General features: G+C 53.1%; 17 protein-coding genes. 7 read left to right on the top strand and 10 right to left on the bottom strand.

What is annotated here, in order from left to right; translation table 11 throughout:
• Nucleotides 1–207: 207 nt before the first annotated feature.
• Nucleotides 208–693, bottom strand: a complete 486-nt coding sequence (locus B5F35_RS13610; RefSeq protein WP_162611428.1) for a hypothetical protein — start codon at nucleotides 691–693, stop codon at nucleotides 208–210.
• A gap of 199 nt (nucleotides 694–892) precedes the next feature.
• Nucleotides 893–1,174, bottom strand: a complete 282-nt coding sequence (locus B5F35_RS18495; RefSeq protein WP_140401224.1) for a hypothetical protein — start codon at nucleotides 1,172–1,174, stop codon at nucleotides 893–895.
• A gap of 233 nt (nucleotides 1,175–1,407) precedes the next feature.
• Between B5F35_RS18495 and B5F35_RS13615 the strand changes: the two genes are divergently transcribed.
• The 3 genes from B5F35_RS13615 (at nucleotide 1,408) to B5F35_RS13625 (ending at nucleotide 3,008) form a co-directional block, all read left to right on the top strand.
• On the top strand, nucleotides 1,408–1,722 hold the full coding sequence (locus tag B5F35_RS13615; RefSeq protein ID WP_087241873.1) for a hypothetical protein: 315 nt from the start codon (nucleotides 1,408–1,410) through the stop codon (nucleotides 1,720–1,722).
• A gap of 42 nt (nucleotides 1,723–1,764) precedes the next feature.
• Nucleotides 1,765–2,385: a hypothetical protein gene (locus tag B5F35_RS13620; RefSeq protein ID WP_087241876.1), complete on the top strand. Its 621-nt coding sequence runs from the start codon at nucleotides 1,765–1,767 to the stop codon at nucleotides 2,383–2,385.
• A 74-nt stretch (nucleotides 2,386–2,459) separates the two neighbouring features.
• The gene (locus B5F35_RS13625; protein WP_087241878.1) at nucleotides 2,460–3,008 is read left to right on the top strand and encodes a hypothetical protein; all 549 of its coding nucleotides are present in this window, start codon (nucleotides 2,460–2,462) and stop codon (nucleotides 3,006–3,008) included.
• Between the two features lie 511 nt (nucleotides 3,009–3,519).
• Here B5F35_RS13625 and B5F35_RS13630 read toward each other — a convergent pair.
• The 8 genes from B5F35_RS13630 to B5F35_RS13665 form a co-directional block, all read right to left on the bottom strand.
• Nucleotides 3,520–4,563 (bottom strand): exo-alpha-sialidase, encoded by a 1,044-nt coding sequence (locus B5F35_RS13630; protein WP_087241880.1) that lies wholly within the window; start codon nucleotides 4,561–4,563, stop codon nucleotides 3,520–3,522.
• Nucleotides 4,560–6,614, bottom strand: a complete 2,055-nt coding sequence (locus tag B5F35_RS13635) for a hypothetical protein (RefSeq protein ID WP_087241882.1) — start codon at nucleotides 6,612–6,614, stop codon at nucleotides 4,560–4,562. Before B5F35_RS13635 ends, B5F35_RS13630 begins: the two co-directional genes overlap by 4 nt.
• Nucleotides 6,615–6,629: 15 nt before the next feature.
• Nucleotides 6,630–8,045: a sialate O-acetylesterase gene (locus B5F35_RS13640; protein ID WP_087241884.1), complete on the bottom strand. Its 1,416-nt coding sequence runs from the start codon at nucleotides 8,043–8,045 to the stop codon at nucleotides 6,630–6,632.
• Between the two features lie 37 nt (nucleotides 8,046–8,082).
• Nucleotides 8,083–9,321 carry an MFS transporter gene (locus tag B5F35_RS13645; protein ID WP_087241886.1) on the bottom strand — a complete coding sequence of 413 codons (1,239 nt, stop codon included), beginning with the start codon at nucleotides 9,319–9,321 and terminating at the stop codon, nucleotides 8,083–8,085.
• A gap of 78 nt (nucleotides 9,322–9,399) precedes the next feature.
• A complete protein-coding gene (locus B5F35_RS13650; RefSeq protein WP_140401226.1) occupies nucleotides 9,400–10,350 on the bottom strand; it encodes a PHP domain-containing protein in 951 nt (316 codons plus the stop codon).
• Between the two features lie 108 nt (nucleotides 10,351–10,458).
• A complete protein-coding gene (locus tag B5F35_RS13655; protein WP_162611429.1) occupies nucleotides 10,459–12,252 on the bottom strand; it encodes a type 2 periplasmic-binding domain-containing protein in 1,794 nt (597 codons plus the stop codon).
• Between the two features lie 140 nt (nucleotides 12,253–12,392).
• Nucleotides 12,393–13,325, bottom strand: coding sequence for a carbohydrate ABC transporter permease (locus B5F35_RS13660; protein ID WP_087241892.1), 933 nt, complete (start codon nucleotides 13,323–13,325; stop codon nucleotides 12,393–12,395).
• A gap of 14 nt (nucleotides 13,326–13,339) precedes the next feature.
• The gene (locus B5F35_RS13665) at nucleotides 13,340–14,335 is read right to left on the bottom strand and encodes an ABC transporter permease (RefSeq protein WP_087241894.1); all 996 of its coding nucleotides are present in this window, start codon (nucleotides 14,333–14,335) and stop codon (nucleotides 13,340–13,342) included.
• Nucleotides 14,336–14,973: 638 nt separating this feature from the next.
• On the opposite strand from B5F35_RS13665, the gene B5F35_RS13670 reads away from it, so the two are divergent.
• The 4 genes from B5F35_RS13670 to B5F35_RS13685 are packed head-to-tail and all read left to right on the top strand — an operon-like array spanning nucleotide 14,974 to nucleotide 19,864.
• Nucleotides 14,974–16,116 carry a Gfo/Idh/MocA family protein gene (locus B5F35_RS13670; protein ID WP_087241896.1) on the top strand — a complete coding sequence of 381 codons (1,143 nt, stop codon included), beginning with the start codon at nucleotides 14,974–14,976 and terminating at the stop codon, nucleotides 16,114–16,116.
• 18 nt (nucleotides 16,117–16,134) lie between these two features.
• Nucleotides 16,135–16,974 (top strand): class II fructose-bisphosphate aldolase, encoded by an 840-nt coding sequence (locus B5F35_RS13675; protein ID WP_087241898.1) that lies wholly within the window; start codon nucleotides 16,135–16,137, stop codon nucleotides 16,972–16,974.
• Nucleotides 16,971–18,452, top strand: coding sequence for a xylulokinase (locus tag B5F35_RS13680; RefSeq protein WP_087241900.1), 1,482 nt, complete (start codon nucleotides 16,971–16,973; stop codon nucleotides 18,450–18,452). The genes B5F35_RS13675 and B5F35_RS13680 overlap by 4 nt, the downstream gene beginning before the upstream one ends.
• 17 nt (nucleotides 18,453–18,469) lie before the next feature.
• Nucleotides 18,470–19,864 carry an L-arabinose isomerase family protein gene (locus tag B5F35_RS13685; protein WP_162611430.1) on the top strand — a complete coding sequence of 465 codons (1,395 nt, stop codon included), beginning with the start codon at nucleotides 18,470–18,472 and terminating at the stop codon, nucleotides 19,862–19,864.
• Nucleotides 19,865–19,878 lie beyond the last annotated feature (14 nt).

Genomic DNA, 19,878 nt, shown 5'->3' on the forward strand with positions numbered 1-19,878 from the left:
CCGCTTCGCTGGCAGTGTACGACACTACCATGCACTGTCTGACACTACACGGAGGTATTGTTTCATATTACACATATTGGAACAAGGTGTGATTAGATTTTACGCTTACTTAGTAACCACATAATCATTTGAATCAAAGTGTAAAATGACGCAAAAAACGGCAGATTGCTCCATCTGGGAATCCACCGTTCTGCTTGCTAAAGAGATTTATGGCATCTGTGTAGTTCTACTGTCAGAATATTCCCAAATGTCAATCAGGTAATTATATTCATCGCGAGAGTCGAAGGATAGTTCTAACATTCGGCTTAACTCTACTTCGGCCAACAGAAAACCGATTATACCCCCACCTAAATGACATAACGATTGAGCGGCAACCTGTAAATCGGATATTCTTATTTTAGCCCAAATTCCACTTCCGCAATAATAGAAGTATTCTTGCCCTTCTCTTAATCCCATAGTATCAATAACCCAGAAACATAGCTGGGTTTTTGAAGCCTTTTTTGGCAGCCTACTATATGGCATAACATTTTTCTTATACACATTGGAAATATAAGAAGAATACATCTGATTCAGTTCCTGATTTTGGCCTTTTTCGTAGACTTCCATGACTTGTATTCCATCTATCGACATCAAGTCCCGCTTTGCCGCTAATAAATTTTTCCGCTCTAAGATCAGCAGTTGTCGCTCTGTCATCAAACCGTTTCCCCTTTGCCCTTCACTTATAAAACTGTATTCCCTCGCAAACTGTCTTGCTGCCTTCCAGCTTGTCGTTTTCTTGTATATCGCTTTATGCGTTTCTCTTCCCCTAATCATTGGTGTATTTTTCACCTATTAGATGGATATGGTTATCTGTTTCGAGTCAGGAAGCTCTACGCAGAGTAAGTAAAAAGTGCTACAAGTCAGTAATATCATCAGAAGCAATACTATTCCATTCATCATTAAGCATTTTGATTAGTGCTTGATAAGTGATTCGTTTCGAAACAATCTTTTCCTTGAAAGGACTTGTATTTGACTTAGGTGTAACAGCTACTGTTTGAGATTTTGAGGAAAAAGTCAGCCTATGTATATCCGTACAAATTTCGCATTCAATATTCCTCGAAATAGCTTCATCTATTTGTGCCCGAAAATTTTTATCCCGTTTCGCTGTCAATAAAAAATCATAGGTTTTGATCATACTCATCCCTCACAAAACAGATTCATCCATAATTTCTTAACCGCACCGTCAGTTCCGCTCATACTGTATCCATACATCCTAACATCCTCGCCCTTACCCAATATAGGGGCATTAATGCAGAAATAAAATAGATTTATTCACAGCCTTGTGCTATACTTTCCTTAAAGGTATCAAATGAGAAATCGAGGATATGAAATGAAAAAATCAATTTCTACGAAAAGAAATGCCAAGCGTTGGAGATTTTTTATTGTTGGGTTGATCAAGGCAGCGAATACGATATAGCAGTGGAACAAAGCTTATACTATAACAGTGGATTACCGGAAATTGACAAAATAATATTAAACATTACAATTGCGACCAGATACGCCAGATGTGGGAAAATAATATCAAATCAATTTTATAGCAATTTAAAATCTATAATTCCCAAGGCAAAAGAACTGGATTTAGAACAATATGGTTTCTCAGAAGAGGAGATTAAAGTTTTTAAAGAAGAAATACAAGAAGCTGAATCTCTCATTTCTTCTTTTCCAAGAGGCGGAACAATTTGAGCAATAATATTTATCTGAAATAATATAGTGAGGTATCATTTTATGGAAGATTTCGTGAGTTGTGTAACTTTAGCAGATGGAAGCAGAATTGTTTTAGATGATGAGGATAATGTTTTGCTGTCCCTGCTCTCGCATAATGGAGTAGAAGATACTTTGCAGTTCTCACATCTTTCCGGCAATTATGGGGGCGGATCTTTGCTGTTGTCGCCATCTCAAAAGTATTTGATATTTTCCTACTTTTCGGGTGAAAGCGAAGAAGGTTTCGCATTGCTTGAAATTGCCAATAACCGACTCAAGCTTTTGTATGATTCTGATTATTTATATGGAGAAGATGCCAATTACAGCTTTACAAATAACGAAACGATCATCATTCAAACTTTCCGCACAGGCGCTTGGTATCAGGATGATGCATCAATAGATGAAAACGGGGATATGTACTATGAGTTTGGAGAACTGAATTTGCTTAACCTTGAAACTTATGACCTGGATAGACATACTATCCTTGTTTATCCCTCTGCCGATTGGAAAGAGGAAGAAACCGATGCCGGCACATTCTTATTTTCGGATATAACAAGCGGAATGTTAAAGATAGAAATGCCATGGGGAAGCGAATCTTTTCCGTTTCCATTACAGGAAACCCTGATTGTCAAATTCAATAAATGATCTGCTGCTCATCGATCCAGCACACCACAAATCCCAGCAGTCCCATCTCGCAGCCGAAAAAGGAGGGATTAACAGTGCTTGACTTAGTGGAACGAGAACACAAAGAAAAATCAAATAGAAAACGTATTTTTAAAATCATAGAGCAAATTCCTGAGGGGGTTCCCATCGGATGGGAAAGCAGAACACTTGCTGTCGGCGGGCTAACATACATTGGTTTTTCTGAAATACACCCTGAACATCTTGTCTGCATTTCTTCCCAGGGCCAGAGCTTAATTGATTGTGCCACTGGAGAAAAGCGATATGTTGAGGAACTCTATGATGAAGACGACCTGATCGCATATTTTGATGGAATAGACAGCGAGAAAGTATGTATCGCCGGCGAGGGGGGCGGCGGCTTAAGACACTATTCTAAGGCTGGAAATATTTTAGAACAGATCTCCCCAATTTGGCCCACACAGCAAATTATTTTCATGCCAAATTATTGCTCATGGTGGCTTTCTCCAAAAGAATGTCTCATTGTATTTGATGGGTATGAGATCAAAGCATACGGCTTTAACAAAAGCGGAAATATTTTTGTAATTGCTACATCCAGCGACCTAATAATTTTTAAAAAGCAATTGTAAAGCGCTATCCATGATAACGTTTTAACACCAGCCGAATCATTCCCAAGAACAAAAAATATTCCTTACTGTCCTCTCCTTTCCACACTCAGGACAGATAAACTTTCTCGCAGAACCGTTGTTTTCCGGTATATGTTTGAGTATCTCGAACCAATCTTGAAACATCTTACATTCTTCACTCAATTCATACTTTTATAAAAGTTGCCTTTGGAGGTGTAGGTCGGCCATTCTCCGACTTTCTGCACAGTGTATCAATGCTAATGCTGCTGTGCACCACTTCCCGTTCCATAATACATTGGAGTAGCACAGTAAGCAGATTTTCTTTGACCTGTTCCCTCTCCTGATTGGAATATGCTTTTCGCGCCACAAGCTGTCACCATCTTATACAAGTATAAAATTTAAAAATAGTATTTACAAGTATTATCGTGCCATTTGAAAGAAAATAAGACTCTTCCTGAAAAAACCGAAAAAGGGAGAAAAATGGGGCGCTGCTGCGCCCCATTTTTCTTGCTTTTTACTCCTCGATCTCCACCACCAGATGCTCAATGGCGGTGTGACGGTGCATATAAATCACGTTCAAGCGGCCATCCCGATCCCGGCAGATCGCGGGCTGACATTTGTTGCCCGGCGCAGCGGCCAGCCCTATCAGATTGGTCCAAGTCATGCCCTCATCCTTGGAATAAGCCAAAGTCAGAGGGCTTCTCTCGTGCCAGTCTGCCACAGGCGTGTCATTATAGGCCATCAAAATTGTGTCCTTGTCCCAGCTGATTACATCAATTTTGGACTCATTGTTCCGGATACCGGTAGGCACCGGTTTACTCCAGGTGCGGCCGCCATCCCGGCTCTCCGCCGTGTAGGATACCAGCGACCGGATACCGTCACCCCAACCGGTGCTGCCCGGACAGGTGCGGGTAAACATCCGGATGGTGCCATCCGGCCGCAGGCACAGCGCCGGTTCCCGAATCAAATTACCGTCCTCCGCGTACAGAAGAGGACCCTTTTCCCAGGTTTCTCCATCGTCATGGGAAAGATAAATCCGTACCGCGCCGAAATATTTATCTGACAGCTCGCTGGAGGTTGACGCAAAAACGATAGTCCCATCCTCCAGCAATACGCTGTCGTTGGAAGCGTGGCCGCTCTGGATCCCGGCAGGAACGGCAGGTTCCCAGGTGCGTCCGCCGTCCGTCGTTTTCCGCATCCACAGCTCGTCCCGCCCATTGCACCAGGTGGTAAAATTCACCTCGGTATCCAGGAATTTTGCAAATAAAAGAATAATCTCACCTTTCCTGTTCTTTAAAAAAACAGGGTCGTGGCAGCAATAACGGATATCGCATCCCACCGCGTCGGGATTGGACCAGGCCTTCGCGCCAGGCTCGAGAACAGACACCCAATCCTTGGCGTCTCTTCCCATAGGATCGCCGTTCCACTGCAAAAAGCCTCCATTCCATACGGCCAGCAGATTCCCATTATCCGCCAGCGTCAGACTGGGCATGTGATAGCATTGCCGCTCATCAAACCATTCCACTACCCATTTACGGTCTGTGATCCTGGCTTTCATACTTCTTTATCTCCTTCCCTATGCTGCCAAAAGAGCAGCATCGTCTCCATACTGTTCAAAGGCAAATCCACCACTGCTCCGGCCTTTGTTGGCCGGGAAACAATTTCTTCCGCCCGTCCTCCGTTTTCTGATCGCCACACTGTAAGCGGCCCTGCCTGCATCCCGGCCAAGGATACTCGCTCCACGGGATCGGAAGCTGCATGGATCAGATACAGCGCCATGCCCCCCTCCTCATTCGCAAAGCAATAGGGCTCCAGATAGGGAGCGCCCTCCACCATCGGCACATGCAGCCCCGTACGGCTCAGCACATCCCGCAGGATCTCCGCCCGTACCTCATTAAGCAGCATGGGCGGAATCTGAACAGGCGATTCAAACCTTCCGAAAGGATACACCAGCACGCGGCCGTTTACCACCACCTGCCCGGCAGCGGTGCGCCGGCGGAAGGAATCGTACAGCCCAGTATATTCCTCCAGCTTTGCCCCCGGCTGATACGTTACATCCACTGCGTCGCTGCATGAGATGACGGCAGAAGCACGGGCACAGGGACGGCCGGTATATTCACGGCCGTTTGTCACCTGTTCAAATGCATATTCGCCCTCATTCTGCCGCATCCAGCGCACCTGTTCCAGCCCTGCCAGATGTCCCAGTCCCCGATCACAGAGTGTTTCAGCAGCGTCGGCGGTCAGCAGCACAAAGTTATTTTCAAACAATCCTTCCAGAACCTCATCCGGCCAATTACGCAGCACCTGTCCCGCAGCAGCCACCACCTCCCCATGCAAAGAGGCGGGATCCTCCTGATAAACATAGGGAATTCCCATGGAAGGCAGAAGCCCTGCCCAGAAACCCTCCTGCGGATAAAGCTCCTCCATGGAAGCTCCTTTTGAGGTGTGAAGCGTATAGGCGGAATCGGCACAGCAAAGCACCTGTACCCCCATCCGTTTTCCTTTCAGCAGCCCTTTTGCGGTAACGCTATTCAAATATGGCTTGGTTTGACGCAGGGTATTCTGATACCCCTCCTCCCATACGATGCCGTTGCCGTTGAGATCATACAGGTCGATGGTGATACCGTCCGGCGCAAGCGCCAGAGAGCTGAGCAGCTGGAAGCGGGTGAACCGGCAGGATTTGGAATACCGGGAAAAGGGGTAGTTCTCCAGCTCGGGATAAACCATGGTGTCCGCAGGCATCATGGCCCGGTTCATCATAGATACCATGTTGAACCTTTGCATGTACTGACTGGGAACAGACTCCTGATACCCCGGAAGATGGATGCGATCCACAGGGACAGTCCCCTGAGACAGCTCCCGCAGCAAAGCATGCCAGTCCCGCCCCTCTGCCGCATGGACATACGGAGCGGAGCTCATCAGCCCCACCTGTACCTGGGACGAAACAGCCCTCACGGCCCGGCCAATGGCCCGTGCCGCACAAAGCATGGTCTCACGGCTCACGTCCAGCCAGATTTTACGGTACGGATGAGGCTCGCCGGGCTGCAGCACCCCAGCTATAAACTCCTCCCGCGTCAAGGGCTTGCCCGCCCGCTCACTGTACAGCCGGAGATGCTCCTCGCAAAAGCACCCGCCCCAATCCAGCGGATCGTGGTTGTGCAGGCGGAAATCATCCTCCACCCAGACCATGGAGGGCTCCAGCGCGGCATACCGGGCATACAGGCGGGCGATATACCGCTGCCATTCTTCGCACAGAGGACAGACACAAAGCTCCGCGGCCCGGCCATGGATATCCACCATCGGACGGAAATGCTGGTCCTCGCGCATCCGCTTGCCCAGATCGGCATGCATGACGCTGTGCCACTGATTCACAGAGAAGCTGATTCCTTGGGGCGCTAATAAATCCCTCACACGGGTCATTAAATCCAGGTAAACGTCCTGCTCCTCATAGGACATATGCCCGGTGTTCAGCTCCTCCACATTGGCAAACACCGCTACATCGTCCACACAAGCTTCGTCCACATACCGGTCCAGCGCGGCAAGCTCAGCCGTATCATTGAACCCCGGATCACAGCAGAAACGGAAAATATACGAAAAAGGATCCTTCATGGCAAAATCCTCCTGTCAGCCGGCGGGTAAAACAGGCTCGCCGTAGAACGATAGCATAGGCATGCGCATACAGTCACAGGGTACGGTTAAGCCTGGGTTCATTCTCCAACCCCCATGCAGCCGCACTTCGCCGGTGAGCGCCCGGGGAAACACCAGCGTCAGGGTGTCGGTCCCCTCCGTATAGGCACAGGGATGCACCAGCCCCTGCTCATCCTCCGCGTCAAAGGGGAGCAAACCGTCGGGAACACCAAAGCAGTTGAGCCAGTTCCGGATGCGGCTGAAACGCACTGTAACCGTATCAGGGGCTGTCAGACGGATGCAGTCCGGCTCGGGCGCCATCCAGTCGATCTCCCTGCCGTAGCATTTCGCCAGGGCGGCTCTGGCACAGCGCTCTCCCACAACCAGATTGCTCTCCGAGGAATTATGAATAAAGTCATAGAGCGCCAGATCGGCGGCGGGCAGAGTGCACACATGCGGGATCGTGTACATTGCTTTCCGCTGCGCCTGCCGCACCATCCCCCATTGACGGTCCAGAGCCTCGCTTGGGCCTTCCACGCAGCGGTTCAGCTGCACAGTGATAAAAGGCAGATCCGGCTGCGCGAGCGCCTGGCGGATCTGCTTTACCGTTGCGGCAAAACGGTCAAGATAGGTACCGGCACTGTCCTCGTACCCTTCCGCTTCCCCCTGATACCAGAGCACCGCTTTGGGATGCAGATCATAATCCGCCAGCATATCCAGCATATTCTGAGTCAGAGCGCCGTTTTCCTCAGGATTCCACCAGCGCAGCGGCGCCCCGCCGTATGCACAGGGCACCAGACCAATAGGCCATCCCAGATCCCGGTGCAGCCGTTTGGCAAATTGGATCCATGGGCTGTGTCCCGGATTGTGGTTTTCATAATGTCCCACATGCACCGCGCCGGTCGTCTCACCCAACGGATGCGTGGCCAAATCCCACCGGGCATTGGAACGAAGCACATGAATCCCCAGCTCCGGACCATCGTCCACCGGATTTTTCGCCCTGCCTGCCGCGTTGCTCTGCCCGGCAATTACAAAGACATCCCCCACGCCGATGTGATGGATCATATCCCCGCGGGAACAGGACAGCCCGTCCCATCCCTCGTATTCCATTGTCGTTTCGATGCGGTAAAGCCCTCCCGCCGGCACGCGGGGAAACACAACCTCCCAGCAGCCCTCCTTAGGAATCGCACACCTTGTCCAGGGAATCACCGATTCGCCTGTATCCTCCCGGGCAATCCGGGCTTTGACGGTAGCCTGCGCCGGAGGCACGGGAGAAAACTCCAGAGGCAGTTCCTGCGACAGACGGATCAAATGATATTCGCCCTCCAGCCGGATGCAGGCAGCCCCCTCCTCATTTTGCTGAAAAATCTGCCAGGGAACGGCTCCCCTGGTGATGGTAACTCCATACTTCATGATCTGTACTCCTTTTCGGATGAAAAATACCGGTATGTTATGGGGACGGATGCAGCATACGGCGCGTGGTATACTTTCCGACCGCGCAGGCCACAGCCCCTGCCAGGGAAAGGACGCACCAGAACGCCAATACCATCCCCCATCCGCCCGTCTCACTGAGCATGCCGAATCCCGCGCCCGAGAATGCGCTGCCCAGATAGGTAGAAGCGTTGAACAGTCCGGTCAGCGTGGCGGTAAGCCCCAGAGAACGGTAATGCAAAGGAAGAAGGCTCAGCAGCATGGTGCTGACACCCGTCATGCACGTGGTGGAAACCAGCAGCATGATCAGTGTGACGGGCAGGCTGAAGCGGCCGGCCAGCCACCATCCTCCCGCCGCCGCACCGCACAGCACAAAAAACAGCAGTCCTGTAACGGTTTCATTATGCAGCCATTTTTCCTGCACTGCTCTTGCCAGATACACACCGGACAGGTTTACCACCGGCACAATCAGGGTCAGGGCCACCGATACCGCAGAGGGAAACCCAAAGCTCTCCTGCAAATATGAGGGGGTCCAGGTCAAAATACCATCCTTGAGAAGCCCATGCAGGAACACCGCCGCACAGATGGGAATTAAGGAAGGCAGCACCATCCGAAGGGGATGGGATGCCGTGCGAGGGGCGGAAGGCTCCGAAGCGTCCGGCAGAGCATCCTGACATTTGTTCCTTTTCAGTGTGCTTACCCCAAGCAGCCATACGATTGCGGCGGCAGCCATAAACACTGCCCCCAGCCAGAAGCTGTACCGCCAGCTCCCCATGGCGATGCAGACCGAACTGACGCCATATGCGGCCAATGTACCCGCAGGAGTGGTCGTCGCAAGATGCAGGCAGATTTTCACACAGTGCTCCCCTTGGGTCAAATCCACCACAGTACGCACCAGGGGAGCCCAAACCAACGACTGCACCAGTCCATTGAGACCCCACAGCACGGTCATGGCGCCGATTCCCCCGCTCAGCGCCATACCCGCGTTGAGTACCGCCGATCCCAGCAGCCCGCCGCCCACCAGCAGATGAGGGGGAAAACGGTCTGCCAGGAAACCGCTGCAAAGCTGGCCCACACCATAGGCAACAAAAAAAACGCTGGCCACCTGCCCCAAAGCGCTTTTGGACAGATGATCCGCCAGTTGTATCTCCGCAATGCTCGCGGTAAAATTCAGCCGCCCCAGATAAGTAGAAAAATAGGTCAGCCAGCAGATTGCGAAAAACAGATACAGGCTGGCGGAGGTGTACAGCTTTTTCATCAAGTAACTACCACCTTCAAGCAGGATCGCCCCGCCGCAATGCGCAAAATAGCGGCGGGGCGAACAGGAGGAAAAAAGTTATTTTTCAGGGAAAAACCAGGGGTTCATCCATGCCTTGCGTCCCGCACCGTCCGTAATCTGCACCCACAAATACGGGGTGCCCGGCCGGATGGAATCCAGACGCAGCTCGGCATGGGTCAGATCACAGGCATCGGAATATTCGCAAAGCAGCGGATTGATGCCCTGTGTCATGACATGGATGCGCCGCACGGGCGAGCAATCCAGCTTCAGTACTCCATCCTCAATGCAGCACTGATGGATCTCCGGGCCGGTGCTGGCATAAAACTGCATCCGATCGTACGCCTCTATAATGGCTTTGTAGCTCAGCTCCGGAGCCTTGAACACCACCCAGCCGCCGCAGGAATCATCCTCGCAGTTGCGCCCCTCATGGTTATCGTCCGCAGCGATGCAGCGGATGGGGCGGTTGAGCAGACGCAGCGCCAGAGCGTACTCATTCTGGCTGCTGCCGTTGTTTGTGGCTACCTCAGCGCTGTAGTTGTAGATCTCCAGCCCGTCATAATTTCCATAGTGAAGAAATTCTTCCCCGCTTTCGCAGGACCAGGCCGGGTGGTTGTAATTTACGATATATCCGTTTTTGTGAAATTCCTCCACCTTGGCGGCGATGGCCTCAGGCGTGTACGCTTCCGCCCGGTATACCGGCACGGCATGGGCCGGATCGCGGGCAATGGCACACAGATGGCAGGTCTGATTGAAGCTGTATTTTTTTCCGTACACAAAGCTGTCGGTATCCACCTCAATCCCCACAAGCGCCAGGAAATCGGGATCGTTCAGCTCACTGTGATCCACCAGAACATTATGATCCGTGTAGGCGATCACACTGTAACCGTTGGCTTTGTAGTGGTCTTTGACCTGCTGCGGAGTCAGCCGCCCGTCCGAACAGGTGGTGTGGCAATGCAGGTTTGCTTTATAAGAGTTGTACTCACCGCAAAGCAGTTCAATGCGTTCCATAAAACGGTCCTTTCTGCTGCGAATAACCCGCAGGCGGCAAATCCCGCCCCCCGAAGCGATCAGACGGGGCATCTCCTTCGGGGAGCGGTATTATAACAGAATCAAATATCAGGTTCCGTAGGTTTCACGCGCATAGGCAATGGCATCGTTGATGGCCTGCTCCAGCTCGGGGCCGCCTGCCTGATTGAATTCTGCGCGGTACTGCTCCCAGCCGGTGTCAATATCCAGCTGGCCGCCCATCATCTGGGCAAGGTAGCGGTTGCTGATCTCCACCAGAGTGGTCTGGGTGTTGGCCCATTCCGAATCCAGCACAGCCAAGCCATAGTAGGAAGGCAGCTCCACATAGACATTGTCCACAAAGCCTGCCACCGTATCCAGTGCATACTGATAGGCTTCCTTCGTCTCCCCTTCCGCCCAGTCCAGCGTGTTATCGTAAGGGGTTGTTACGGCGGTCCACCAGTCGTTGGTTTCCAGATCCAGCATCATTTCACTGGCGCAGAACAGATAGGAGAACCACATATACCGGCAGCGGTCGGGATTCGGATAGCCGTAGGACTTATTGATGTTGACAAACTCATCAATGTTGTAAACGACATTTTCACCATCCATGGTGTAGGTCAGGCCTTCGATGCCGCGGAACAGCAGCTCCTGGCCTTCGTTGCTGGCAAGGAACTCCACCAGATCCAGCACGCGATCCGGATATTCGCAGCTGGTGGGAATGAAGTAATGCGCACCGACATAGACCGGAACATCATAAAGCTTCATCCATCCTTCGCTGCCCTGCAAAGCTGTGCCCAGCGTCAGATCCTTCAGGGAGCCGTCGTCGGGATGTGCGTTCATCCAGGAGTCATACAGCTTTTTGAACTGCGTATAGTAGCCGTAACCATAGCCGTAAGAAGCAAGGCTTTCGTTGTTGAAGGCGGCATAGCCGTCGTCCTCATCCACCAGAGTACCCACACCGTTGTGAATCTGGTTGTTGGCGTACATGGAAGCCAGGGTGCGCACAACCTCTTTGCTCTCATCCGAAACCGTCATCAGAGTCCAGTGCTCATCAGCGGTGCCGATGGCGGCCTCATCGTCCGGCACGAGCCCGGTCCACAGCCAGTCATAAGTAGCCGGAGTACGCAGGGAGGTGCCGTTGGGACGGGCGATGGTGCTGTCAATTTCAGCCCAGTTCGTCAGCTTGTTGTTGTACGGCCACCAGCCGGAATAGCCGGCATCCACCGCGTTTTGGGTAAACTGAATGAACTCATCCACCGTAGAGGGAACCTTGCCGTCGTTGACCTCCTCCAGGATCGCCGTGTTATAGGCAGGCACACCGCTGAACGCGGGATATGCCCGGGCGGAGAAGGAGTAAATGGCATACGCGGCGTTTTCATCGCCGGTATACATTTTGTTGTACATCTTGTACTCGTCGCTGTTGATGATCTTATGCAGAATAGGATAGCGATCCGGTTCCGCGTTGATGATTTCCGCGATGTTCCAGACAGCCTCCTCCTCCGCATACTTCTTCAGGGTAGCGGCGGAACCCCATGTGGGGAACAGGTCGGGGGCAGCGCCTACCGCCACCTCGGTTGCCAAGCGATCGTCATAGCCTTCGATACCGGTATCATACTCCAAAGTAACGTTGACTTTTTCCTCGATAGCCTTTTTGATGGGATCGTTTGCCATCCCCTCGGCGTCATCCGTGCTGTTGGCATACTGGGAAAACCGGATGTTTACCGTCTCCCTGTCCGCATTGCCGCCAGTCTCGCCGCCCTCACTGGCACTCGCACCGGAGCTCTGAGCCCCATCCGTACCGGTGGAACTGGCTGACGGCGTGCTGTTGCAGCCGGCCAATGTACCCAAAAGCAGGGCCAGCCCCATTGTCAGAGCCAAAAGGCGTTTCGGTCGCTTAATCATATTCTTTTCCTCCTTTGTCAGTAAAGATATGCTTAGGGCTTGTTTGAACAATGGCATAAATCGTTTTCTTTTCTCCTCCCTTTTCAAACAGGGCCCTGCAAAACCCGCAAGGACGGGTCTTGATTCACATGGATGATGGATTATTCCTTGACCGCGCCGATCAGGATCCCCTTTGCAAAATGCTTCTGCAAAAAAGGATATACACACATAATCGGCAGCATGGCACAGATGATGGTAGCCATGCGCAGTGCCATAGGCGGGGGAAGCTGCGCGCCGAAATCGGTGGCTCCCTGCCGCACCTGAGCCATCATTGCCGAATCGGTCAGCACCCGGCGGAGCACCCAGGCAAAGGGCTGAAGCTCGGATTTGTTTGCAATGTACATCATGTAGCTGTAGTAATCGTTCCAGAATCCAACCGCCAGGAACAGGCCCACCGCTGCCAGCATCGGTTTGGACAGGGGAAGCAGGATCCGGAAAAACACCCCCACCTCATTGCATCCGTCAATACAGGCCGCGTCCTCCAGATTCCGGGGCACCGAGTAGGAAAAATAATTCCGCATGATAATGAAATAGGTGATGCTGAAACCATAGGGCAGCACCATAACCCAATAATTGCGGATCAGGTTCAGATCCATGTACAGGATATAAGTGGGAATCAGGCCGCCGGTGAAAAACATGGTAAACACAGCCAGCACATTGATAAGCTTCATGCCAGGCACATGCACCTTGCTCACAGCGTAAGCCATGGTGGACGTGATCAGAAGGCTCAGCAGCGTTCCAATCACCGTTTTACTCGCTGAAATCCAGAGACTGGTGGTGAAAGACGAATTGCTGAAAATAGTCCTGTAATACTGGAAATCCACTCCGCCGGATGGCCAAAGCATCAGTCCGCCTTTGACAAACTCCTCGTAAGGAGTCACCGACGCCACAAAAACGTACCACATAGGGTAAAAGCAGATCAGAGCAAAGCACACACAGAACGCCAGAACAAAGACATCGTAAAAATTGAAGCCAAAACGCTGGCGCAGGCTTTTGCGCGGCATATTGATTTTGTCCGCATTGGGAACCGCCATTTTCCTTCCCTCCTTTAAAAGATGCCCATGACATCCAGCTTCTTGACAAACTTATTGGAAAGCACCAGGGTGATCAGCCCCAGGACGTTCAGCAAAAGGTTTGCCGCGGTGGACAACTCAAACTCCGCGCCTCCGCCCAAGCTGATACGGTAGATGTAAGTGGAAAGCACGTCGCCGGTCGAATACACGAAGGTGTTGTACAGGTTGTACACCTGATCGAAGTTGGAAAGGAACAGCTGGGACACCTGCAGCAGAAACATCACCGCCACGCTGGGCAGAATCCGGGGAAAGGTAATATGCAGGAGCATATCCCTGCGGTTTCCTCCGTCGATGGCTGCCGCCTCATAGAGCGTGGGATCCACCCCAGCTATCGCCGCCAGATAAATAATAGTGGAATAACCGGAGGTTTTGATAATGTTCGTCACCACCAGGATACCGCGGAAGAGATTGGGCTGCTTCATAAAATCAATAGCCTCTCCGCCCATCGCCACAATAATCTGGTTGACCACGCCGCCCATATCCCCGGGCACAGGAGCCTGCAAAAACACCTGCACCAGTCCTGCAAAGATAACCCAGGAGAGGAAATAGGGCAGATACACACAGGTCTGTATCACACTCTTCACCCGGCGAAGCACGAGTTCATTAATCATCAGGGCCAGAAACACATTAAAAGAAAATCCGAATATCAAATGATATACATTGATAATCACTGTGTTTTTGAATGCCTGGATAAACGAAGGGTCGGAGAAGAGCTCCTGATAATGCTTCAATCCCACCCAGGGACTTCCCCACACGCCCTGATTAATCCTGAAATCTTTAAAGGCCAGCAAAATACCGTACATGGGGCCGTAGCTGAACAGAAGCAGGAAGATCAGCCCAGGCAAAGCCAGAAGATAGATAAACCAATACTTGCGCAGTGCCAGCAGCGCGCGCCGGGGCACCGTGCGCAGCCGCTCGCCCAGAGGCAGTTTGGGCTGGATCGAATGGATTGGAGCAGCCGTTTTGGCCATGGTGAGTCTCCTCCGTTTCTGACTAAGATTGTTTACTAATATCCAAGGCGAGTTTTTTAATAAAAATATGGGTTTCTCAGTCAATTTGGTGAAAAACTTATGACATAATATCCTTGTTTTTTCAGTATGCTTACACTATATCAGCATTTTGCCTTAGTGTCAAGCAACTCTCCGATCAAAAAGCGAGCCATAAGTTTAGTAAAATATACAAGTTATACTACTAATAAGAAGTAATTATTATTAGTGAAAATGAAAATTCAACCCTTATCCTTTCCAAACGAGTGAGCCGTGAAAAATCCGCCCATCCGATCGGGCAAAAACATCCGCTTTGTTTGGAAAAAGATCTTCTTCCTGGAGCGGAAATATTATTAGTAAATATTATCCTCTTTTTCTTTCTATCAAAGTACTTATACTATTGACTTTTAGTGTTCAGTATGGCACAATAACCTTGCAAAGCGTTTCAAAATTCTTTTATATACAGCAGTTTTTCGTGATTTTTTGAGAAACTTCCCGCTCAAACGAGCTGCATATCTTTAGTAAAATCACACGAAGCCGCAAATCAATATTACTAATATGCATTTGCATATCCCTGTAGTTCCGTCTAACAAAAGGAAACCGCTGGATAAGGAGGGCATACAATGAAAACGGTCGCATTTATTGGTTACGGCCTGCGCGCCTTTACGATGATGAAGGCATTTCGGGCTTTGGAAGCAGACATCACTGTTTCCGCGGTGGCCGATCCCCGGTGGGAGCAGATCCGCCAAGAAAACCGGGACGATCCTTATTTTTCCAATACCCGCTATTACGAGGACGCGGACAAGCTGCTGGAAAAGGAGGAGCCCGACGGCGTATTCATTGGCACCCGCTGCTCCATGCACACCCCATTGGCCTGTAAGGTATTGGAGCGAAACATCCCCCTTTTTTTGGAAAAGCCGGTCTGTATCAACCGGGAACAGTATGAAACCCTGCGGGCGGCGGCAGACGGCAAAGAACACCGTGCCGTGGTAAGCTTCCCCCTGCGCCTTTCCTCCATCACGCTGGAAATGAAGCGAATCGTGGACAGCGGCGCTCTCGGGCGCATCACCATGGTGCAGGCGGTGAACAACGTTCCCTACGGCAGTGTGTATTATCACAGCTGGTACCGGGATCCCACCGAAACCGGCGGGCTGTTTCTGCAAAAAGCTACCCACGATATGGATTACATCCACTTTCTGATTGGAGAGCGGCCGCAGACCGTATGTGCCAAAACCACCAAGCTGCATTTTACCGGAGATCGCCCCGCCGGGCTGCGATGCCCTGACTGTCCGGAATACCATACCTGCCTGGAAAGCAGCTACACGGTAGACCATATTTTAAAGGAGGATGTACAGGGAGACGCCTGCTGCTTCGCCCGTGACACCGGAAACGAAGATGGCGCCTGCGCCATCTTCACCACCGCCAGCGGCGCCCTCATCAGCTACAATCATAACTTTGTGGTGAAAAAAAGCGCCGGACGGAGAGGCTGCCGGATCATCGGCACCGAGGGCAGTGTGGAATTTGATTTCTATACGGCCGAAATCCGCCAGGATCGGTACTTCACGCCCCAAAGCATCACCCACCAATTTCATTTTCCTGCCGGGCAGCACTTTGGAGGGGACGAGCAGCTGGCACTGGACTTTTTGCGGGTTCTTGACGGGTCACCCGCACAGTCGGATCTGCAAGCCGGACTTGTAAGCGCGGCTTGCTGCCTAGCTGCCCGGGAATCCGCGGAACTGGAACGATTTATCCCGGTGGACTATTAAAATCAGGAGGAATACGCCATGCTTGTCAATCTGAAAACCATTTTGGCTGATACCCGGCGCAGGCACTACGCGGTCGGCCTGTTCAACTGTGTAACTCTGGAGATGACCAAAGGCATCCTCGCCGCCGCGGAGGAGCTGCACTCCCCTGTGATCATCGGTCCGGCGGAAAGTCTCCTCCCCGGCGCCACCTTGGCGGAGTATGCGGATATGATGCGGGGGATGGCCGCCCGATCCCGTGTGCCTGTCGCCCTTCATTTTGACCACGGCTTTACGCCGGAACTGGTGGAGGAAGCAATCCAGCTTGGGTTTACTTCGGTCATGTACGATTGCAGCATGCTTTCCTTTGAGGAAAATTTGCGCCGTACCAGGGAAATGGCAAATAAGGCACACGCGGCAGGCTGCTCCCTGGAGGCGGAAATCGGGCATGTAGGATCCAACGGATCCGCAGAGGAATCCATCGCCCAAACCGTTTACACCCGCCCCGAGGATGCTCAGGCATTCGCCCAGAACAGCGGCTGCGACGCTCTGGCAGTGGCCATCGGCACGGCCCATGGGGTTTACAGAGAAGCTCCCCGCCTGGATCTGTCCTGTCTGAGGAGCATTGCCGCCACTTGCGATCTGCCGCTGGTGCTTCACGGAGGAAGCGGCCTGTCGGACGAGGATTTTCAGGCCTGTGTGGAGGGCGGCATCTCCAAAATCAATATCTTTACCCACAACAACCTGGCAGCCGCCCGGGCCGCCAAAGAGCACTATACCGGGCAAACAGGTGCGTTCGAGCTGATGCCCTTTATCACTGAGGCTGTCAAACGGGAAACCATGCACCACATCCGCGTGTTCGGCAGCGCGGGAAAAGCATGAGCGGGGTAAGATGCATTGCGGTGTTTGATGCCGGCACCACCGCAGTCAAAACCTGCCTGTTTTCAGAAAAGGCGGAATTGCTGGCAGTCAGTGTGCAGGAATATGCGCTGGACGCCTGGGAAGATCGGGTGGAAGCGGATCCGCAGCGATATTGGGAAGCCGTTTGCCGGGGGATGGCCGAGGTGCTGGCCTTGACGCCCAACGCCCATATAGAAGCCGTAGGCCTGACCACCCAGGGGGAAACCCTCGTGCCGGTGGATTCCGCCGGACAGCCGCTGCGGCCGTTTCTTGTCTGGCTTGACAACCGGGCCGCGGCCCAGGCCGAAATGCTCCGGACACAGCTCAAGGGAGCGGATTTTTACCGTACCACCGGCCTGCCCGGTATCGAAGGGGCGCTTCCCCTGGCCAAGCTTCGATGGCTGAAGGAGCACGAGCCCGGCATTGTCGCTCAAACAGCCAAATTTTTACTGCTGGAAGATTACCTCCTTTTCCGCCTGACCGGAAGGATGGTCACCGAGCCGTCGCTTCAAACATCCACAGGCTGGTTCCGCCTGGACACGGATACCTATTGGCCCGAAGCGCTGACCGCCGCGGGTATTTCCCCGGACAAACTGCCGGAATTGCAGGAATGCGGAAGCTTTGCGGGAGCTCTTTCGGACGAAGCTGCCCGGCAGCTGGGTTTACACGCCGGGACGCCGGTCTTTACCGGAGCCATGGATCAGACTGCCGCCGCGCTGGCAGCCGGCAGCGGAGGCGGCGTGATTACCGAGACAACCGGCACCGCCCTGGTTGCCGCCGCCGTCACGGATCATCCCGTCTTTTCGCAGGAGCATCCGGTCACCATTTACCGGCATGCTGTGCGGGGACAATACGTTTACCTGCCCATCGGCAACACCGCCGGAATGGCCCTGCGCTGGTTCCGTGATCAATTCTGCCCGGATCTTCCGGCGGGCGGCGTCGGCTACGCCGCTCTGGACCAGATGGCCGCTACTGTCCCTCCGGGTTCTGAAGGGCTGGTATTTCTTCCCTATTTATCCGGCTGCGTCGATCCGGATGCCTGCCCGCAGGCAAGAGCCGTATTTTTTGGAGCCACCCTGGCCCACACCCGTGCCCATTTTGCCCGGGCCGTATTGGAATCCACCGCCCTTGTACTCGCTGATTTTCTGGAAATGCTGGAGGCGCTGGGCTGTCCCTGCAGGGAATTGCGCTCTTTGGGCGGCGGCGCGGCCAGCGGGCTATGGCAGCAAATCAAGGCAGATGTATGCGGCCGGGAGCTGGTTGTTCCCGCCTGCCGGGAGGCCACCGCTCAGGGCGCTGCCTTACTGGCGGGGCGCGGCTGCGGGCTGATGCCTTCGGACTTCACGCCGGATCTCCCCCCTGCCGCCCGTTACCGGCCCATTCCGGCCAACGGCGAAGCCTACCGGAAAACCCGTGAGCTGACTCATCAGCTGTATCAAGCGGTACGCCCCTTGTACTGATGGAAGGAGAAAATATCATGATTCAACCAAAACCTCGTCTCGGCGTTCTTGCCTTGATGCTGGAGGGCTATGAGCCTTTGTTCCCCGGCTTTATCGACCATCAGACGCAGTATGTGCACCAGGTCCTGGACTCCCTGGCCGGCACAGCTGATTTTGTTTTCCCGAGGCCGGCAGGAAACCGGGAAGACATCGAGGCTCTTACCGCCCAATACAACGCTGAGGAGCTGGATGGCATCTTAATCCTCCTGCTGAGCTATTCCCAGGGTCAGTATCTGGTGCGGGCCATGCAGCACAATCATCTGCCGCTGGCGTTGGCGCTGGTGCAGCCGGATGAAACTGTGGGAGACAGCTTCGGCGAATGGGAACTGACGATCAACCAGGGGATTCACGGTTCTCAGGACAATGCCAACTGCCTGATGCGTTCGGGAATTCCCTGTGCTTTTTTTGCGGGAAGCCGGAAAAACGGGGAGTTATCCGCGTTTGTAACGGACTTTGCCGCCGCCGCCCATACCCGCCGGGCCATGCAGCGTATGAAAATCGGCGTGGTGGGACGTTTGCCCGGCATGGGAGACGTAGTTACCGATGACATGGCTGTGTTCCGCACTCTGGGGCCTGAGTTTATCAGCGACTCCGTGGGTACGCTGCAGCGGTACTGCGCCCGTGTCGCTCCGGAGCAGATCGCTGAACGCGTGGTACTGGAGCGGGAGATCTTTGACGTGGATCCGGCCATGCCCCCGGAACGCCATGCCGAGGCGGTGAGGATGTATCTCGGCTTCAAGGCTTATCTGGAGGAAAACGGATACGCGGGCTATACCGCTCATTTTGAGGAATTCGGCGCGGACGGGCGTTTTACCCAGCTGCCGCTGCTCGCCGCCTCCAGCCTGATGGCAGACGGCTACGGCTATGCCGCGGAAGGCGACGCCACCGCCGCCATGTGGATGGCCGCCATGATCCAGCTGTGCGGCCAGGCTGATTTCAGCGAAATGTATATGATGGACCTGGCCAGAGAGGCTATCCTGTTCTGCCATGCGGGAGAAGGAAACTGGGCGCTTTGCCGGCATGACCGCAAGCCTTTTTTAATGGATCGCGTGTTCCTTGAGGGAGGGCTGTCCAATCCCCCTACTCCTATCTTCTGCCCTGAGCCCGGACCGATGGCAGTGATGTCCCTGGTACATCTGGGCGGGGATCGGTTCCGGCTGGTCTATGCTCCCGGCCAGGTACTGGACAAATGCGATCTCCAGAAATGCGACATGCCCTACCTGTTCTTCCGTCCCGACAGCGGCGTCCGTCCCTGTGTAACCGCCTGGCTGGAGCAGGGCGGCACCCATCACGAGATCCTGGTGCCCGGCACTCCGGAAAACCGCATCCGCCTGCTTTGCCGGATGGCCAAAATGGAATTTGTCCGGGTGTAAACCTGTCTGAGTGA

The sequence above is a fragment of the Anaeromassilibacillus sp. An200 genome (assembly GCF_002160025.1).
Classification (GTDB): domain Bacteria; phylum Bacillota; class Clostridia; order Oscillospirales; family Acutalibacteraceae; genus Caccousia; species Caccousia stercoris.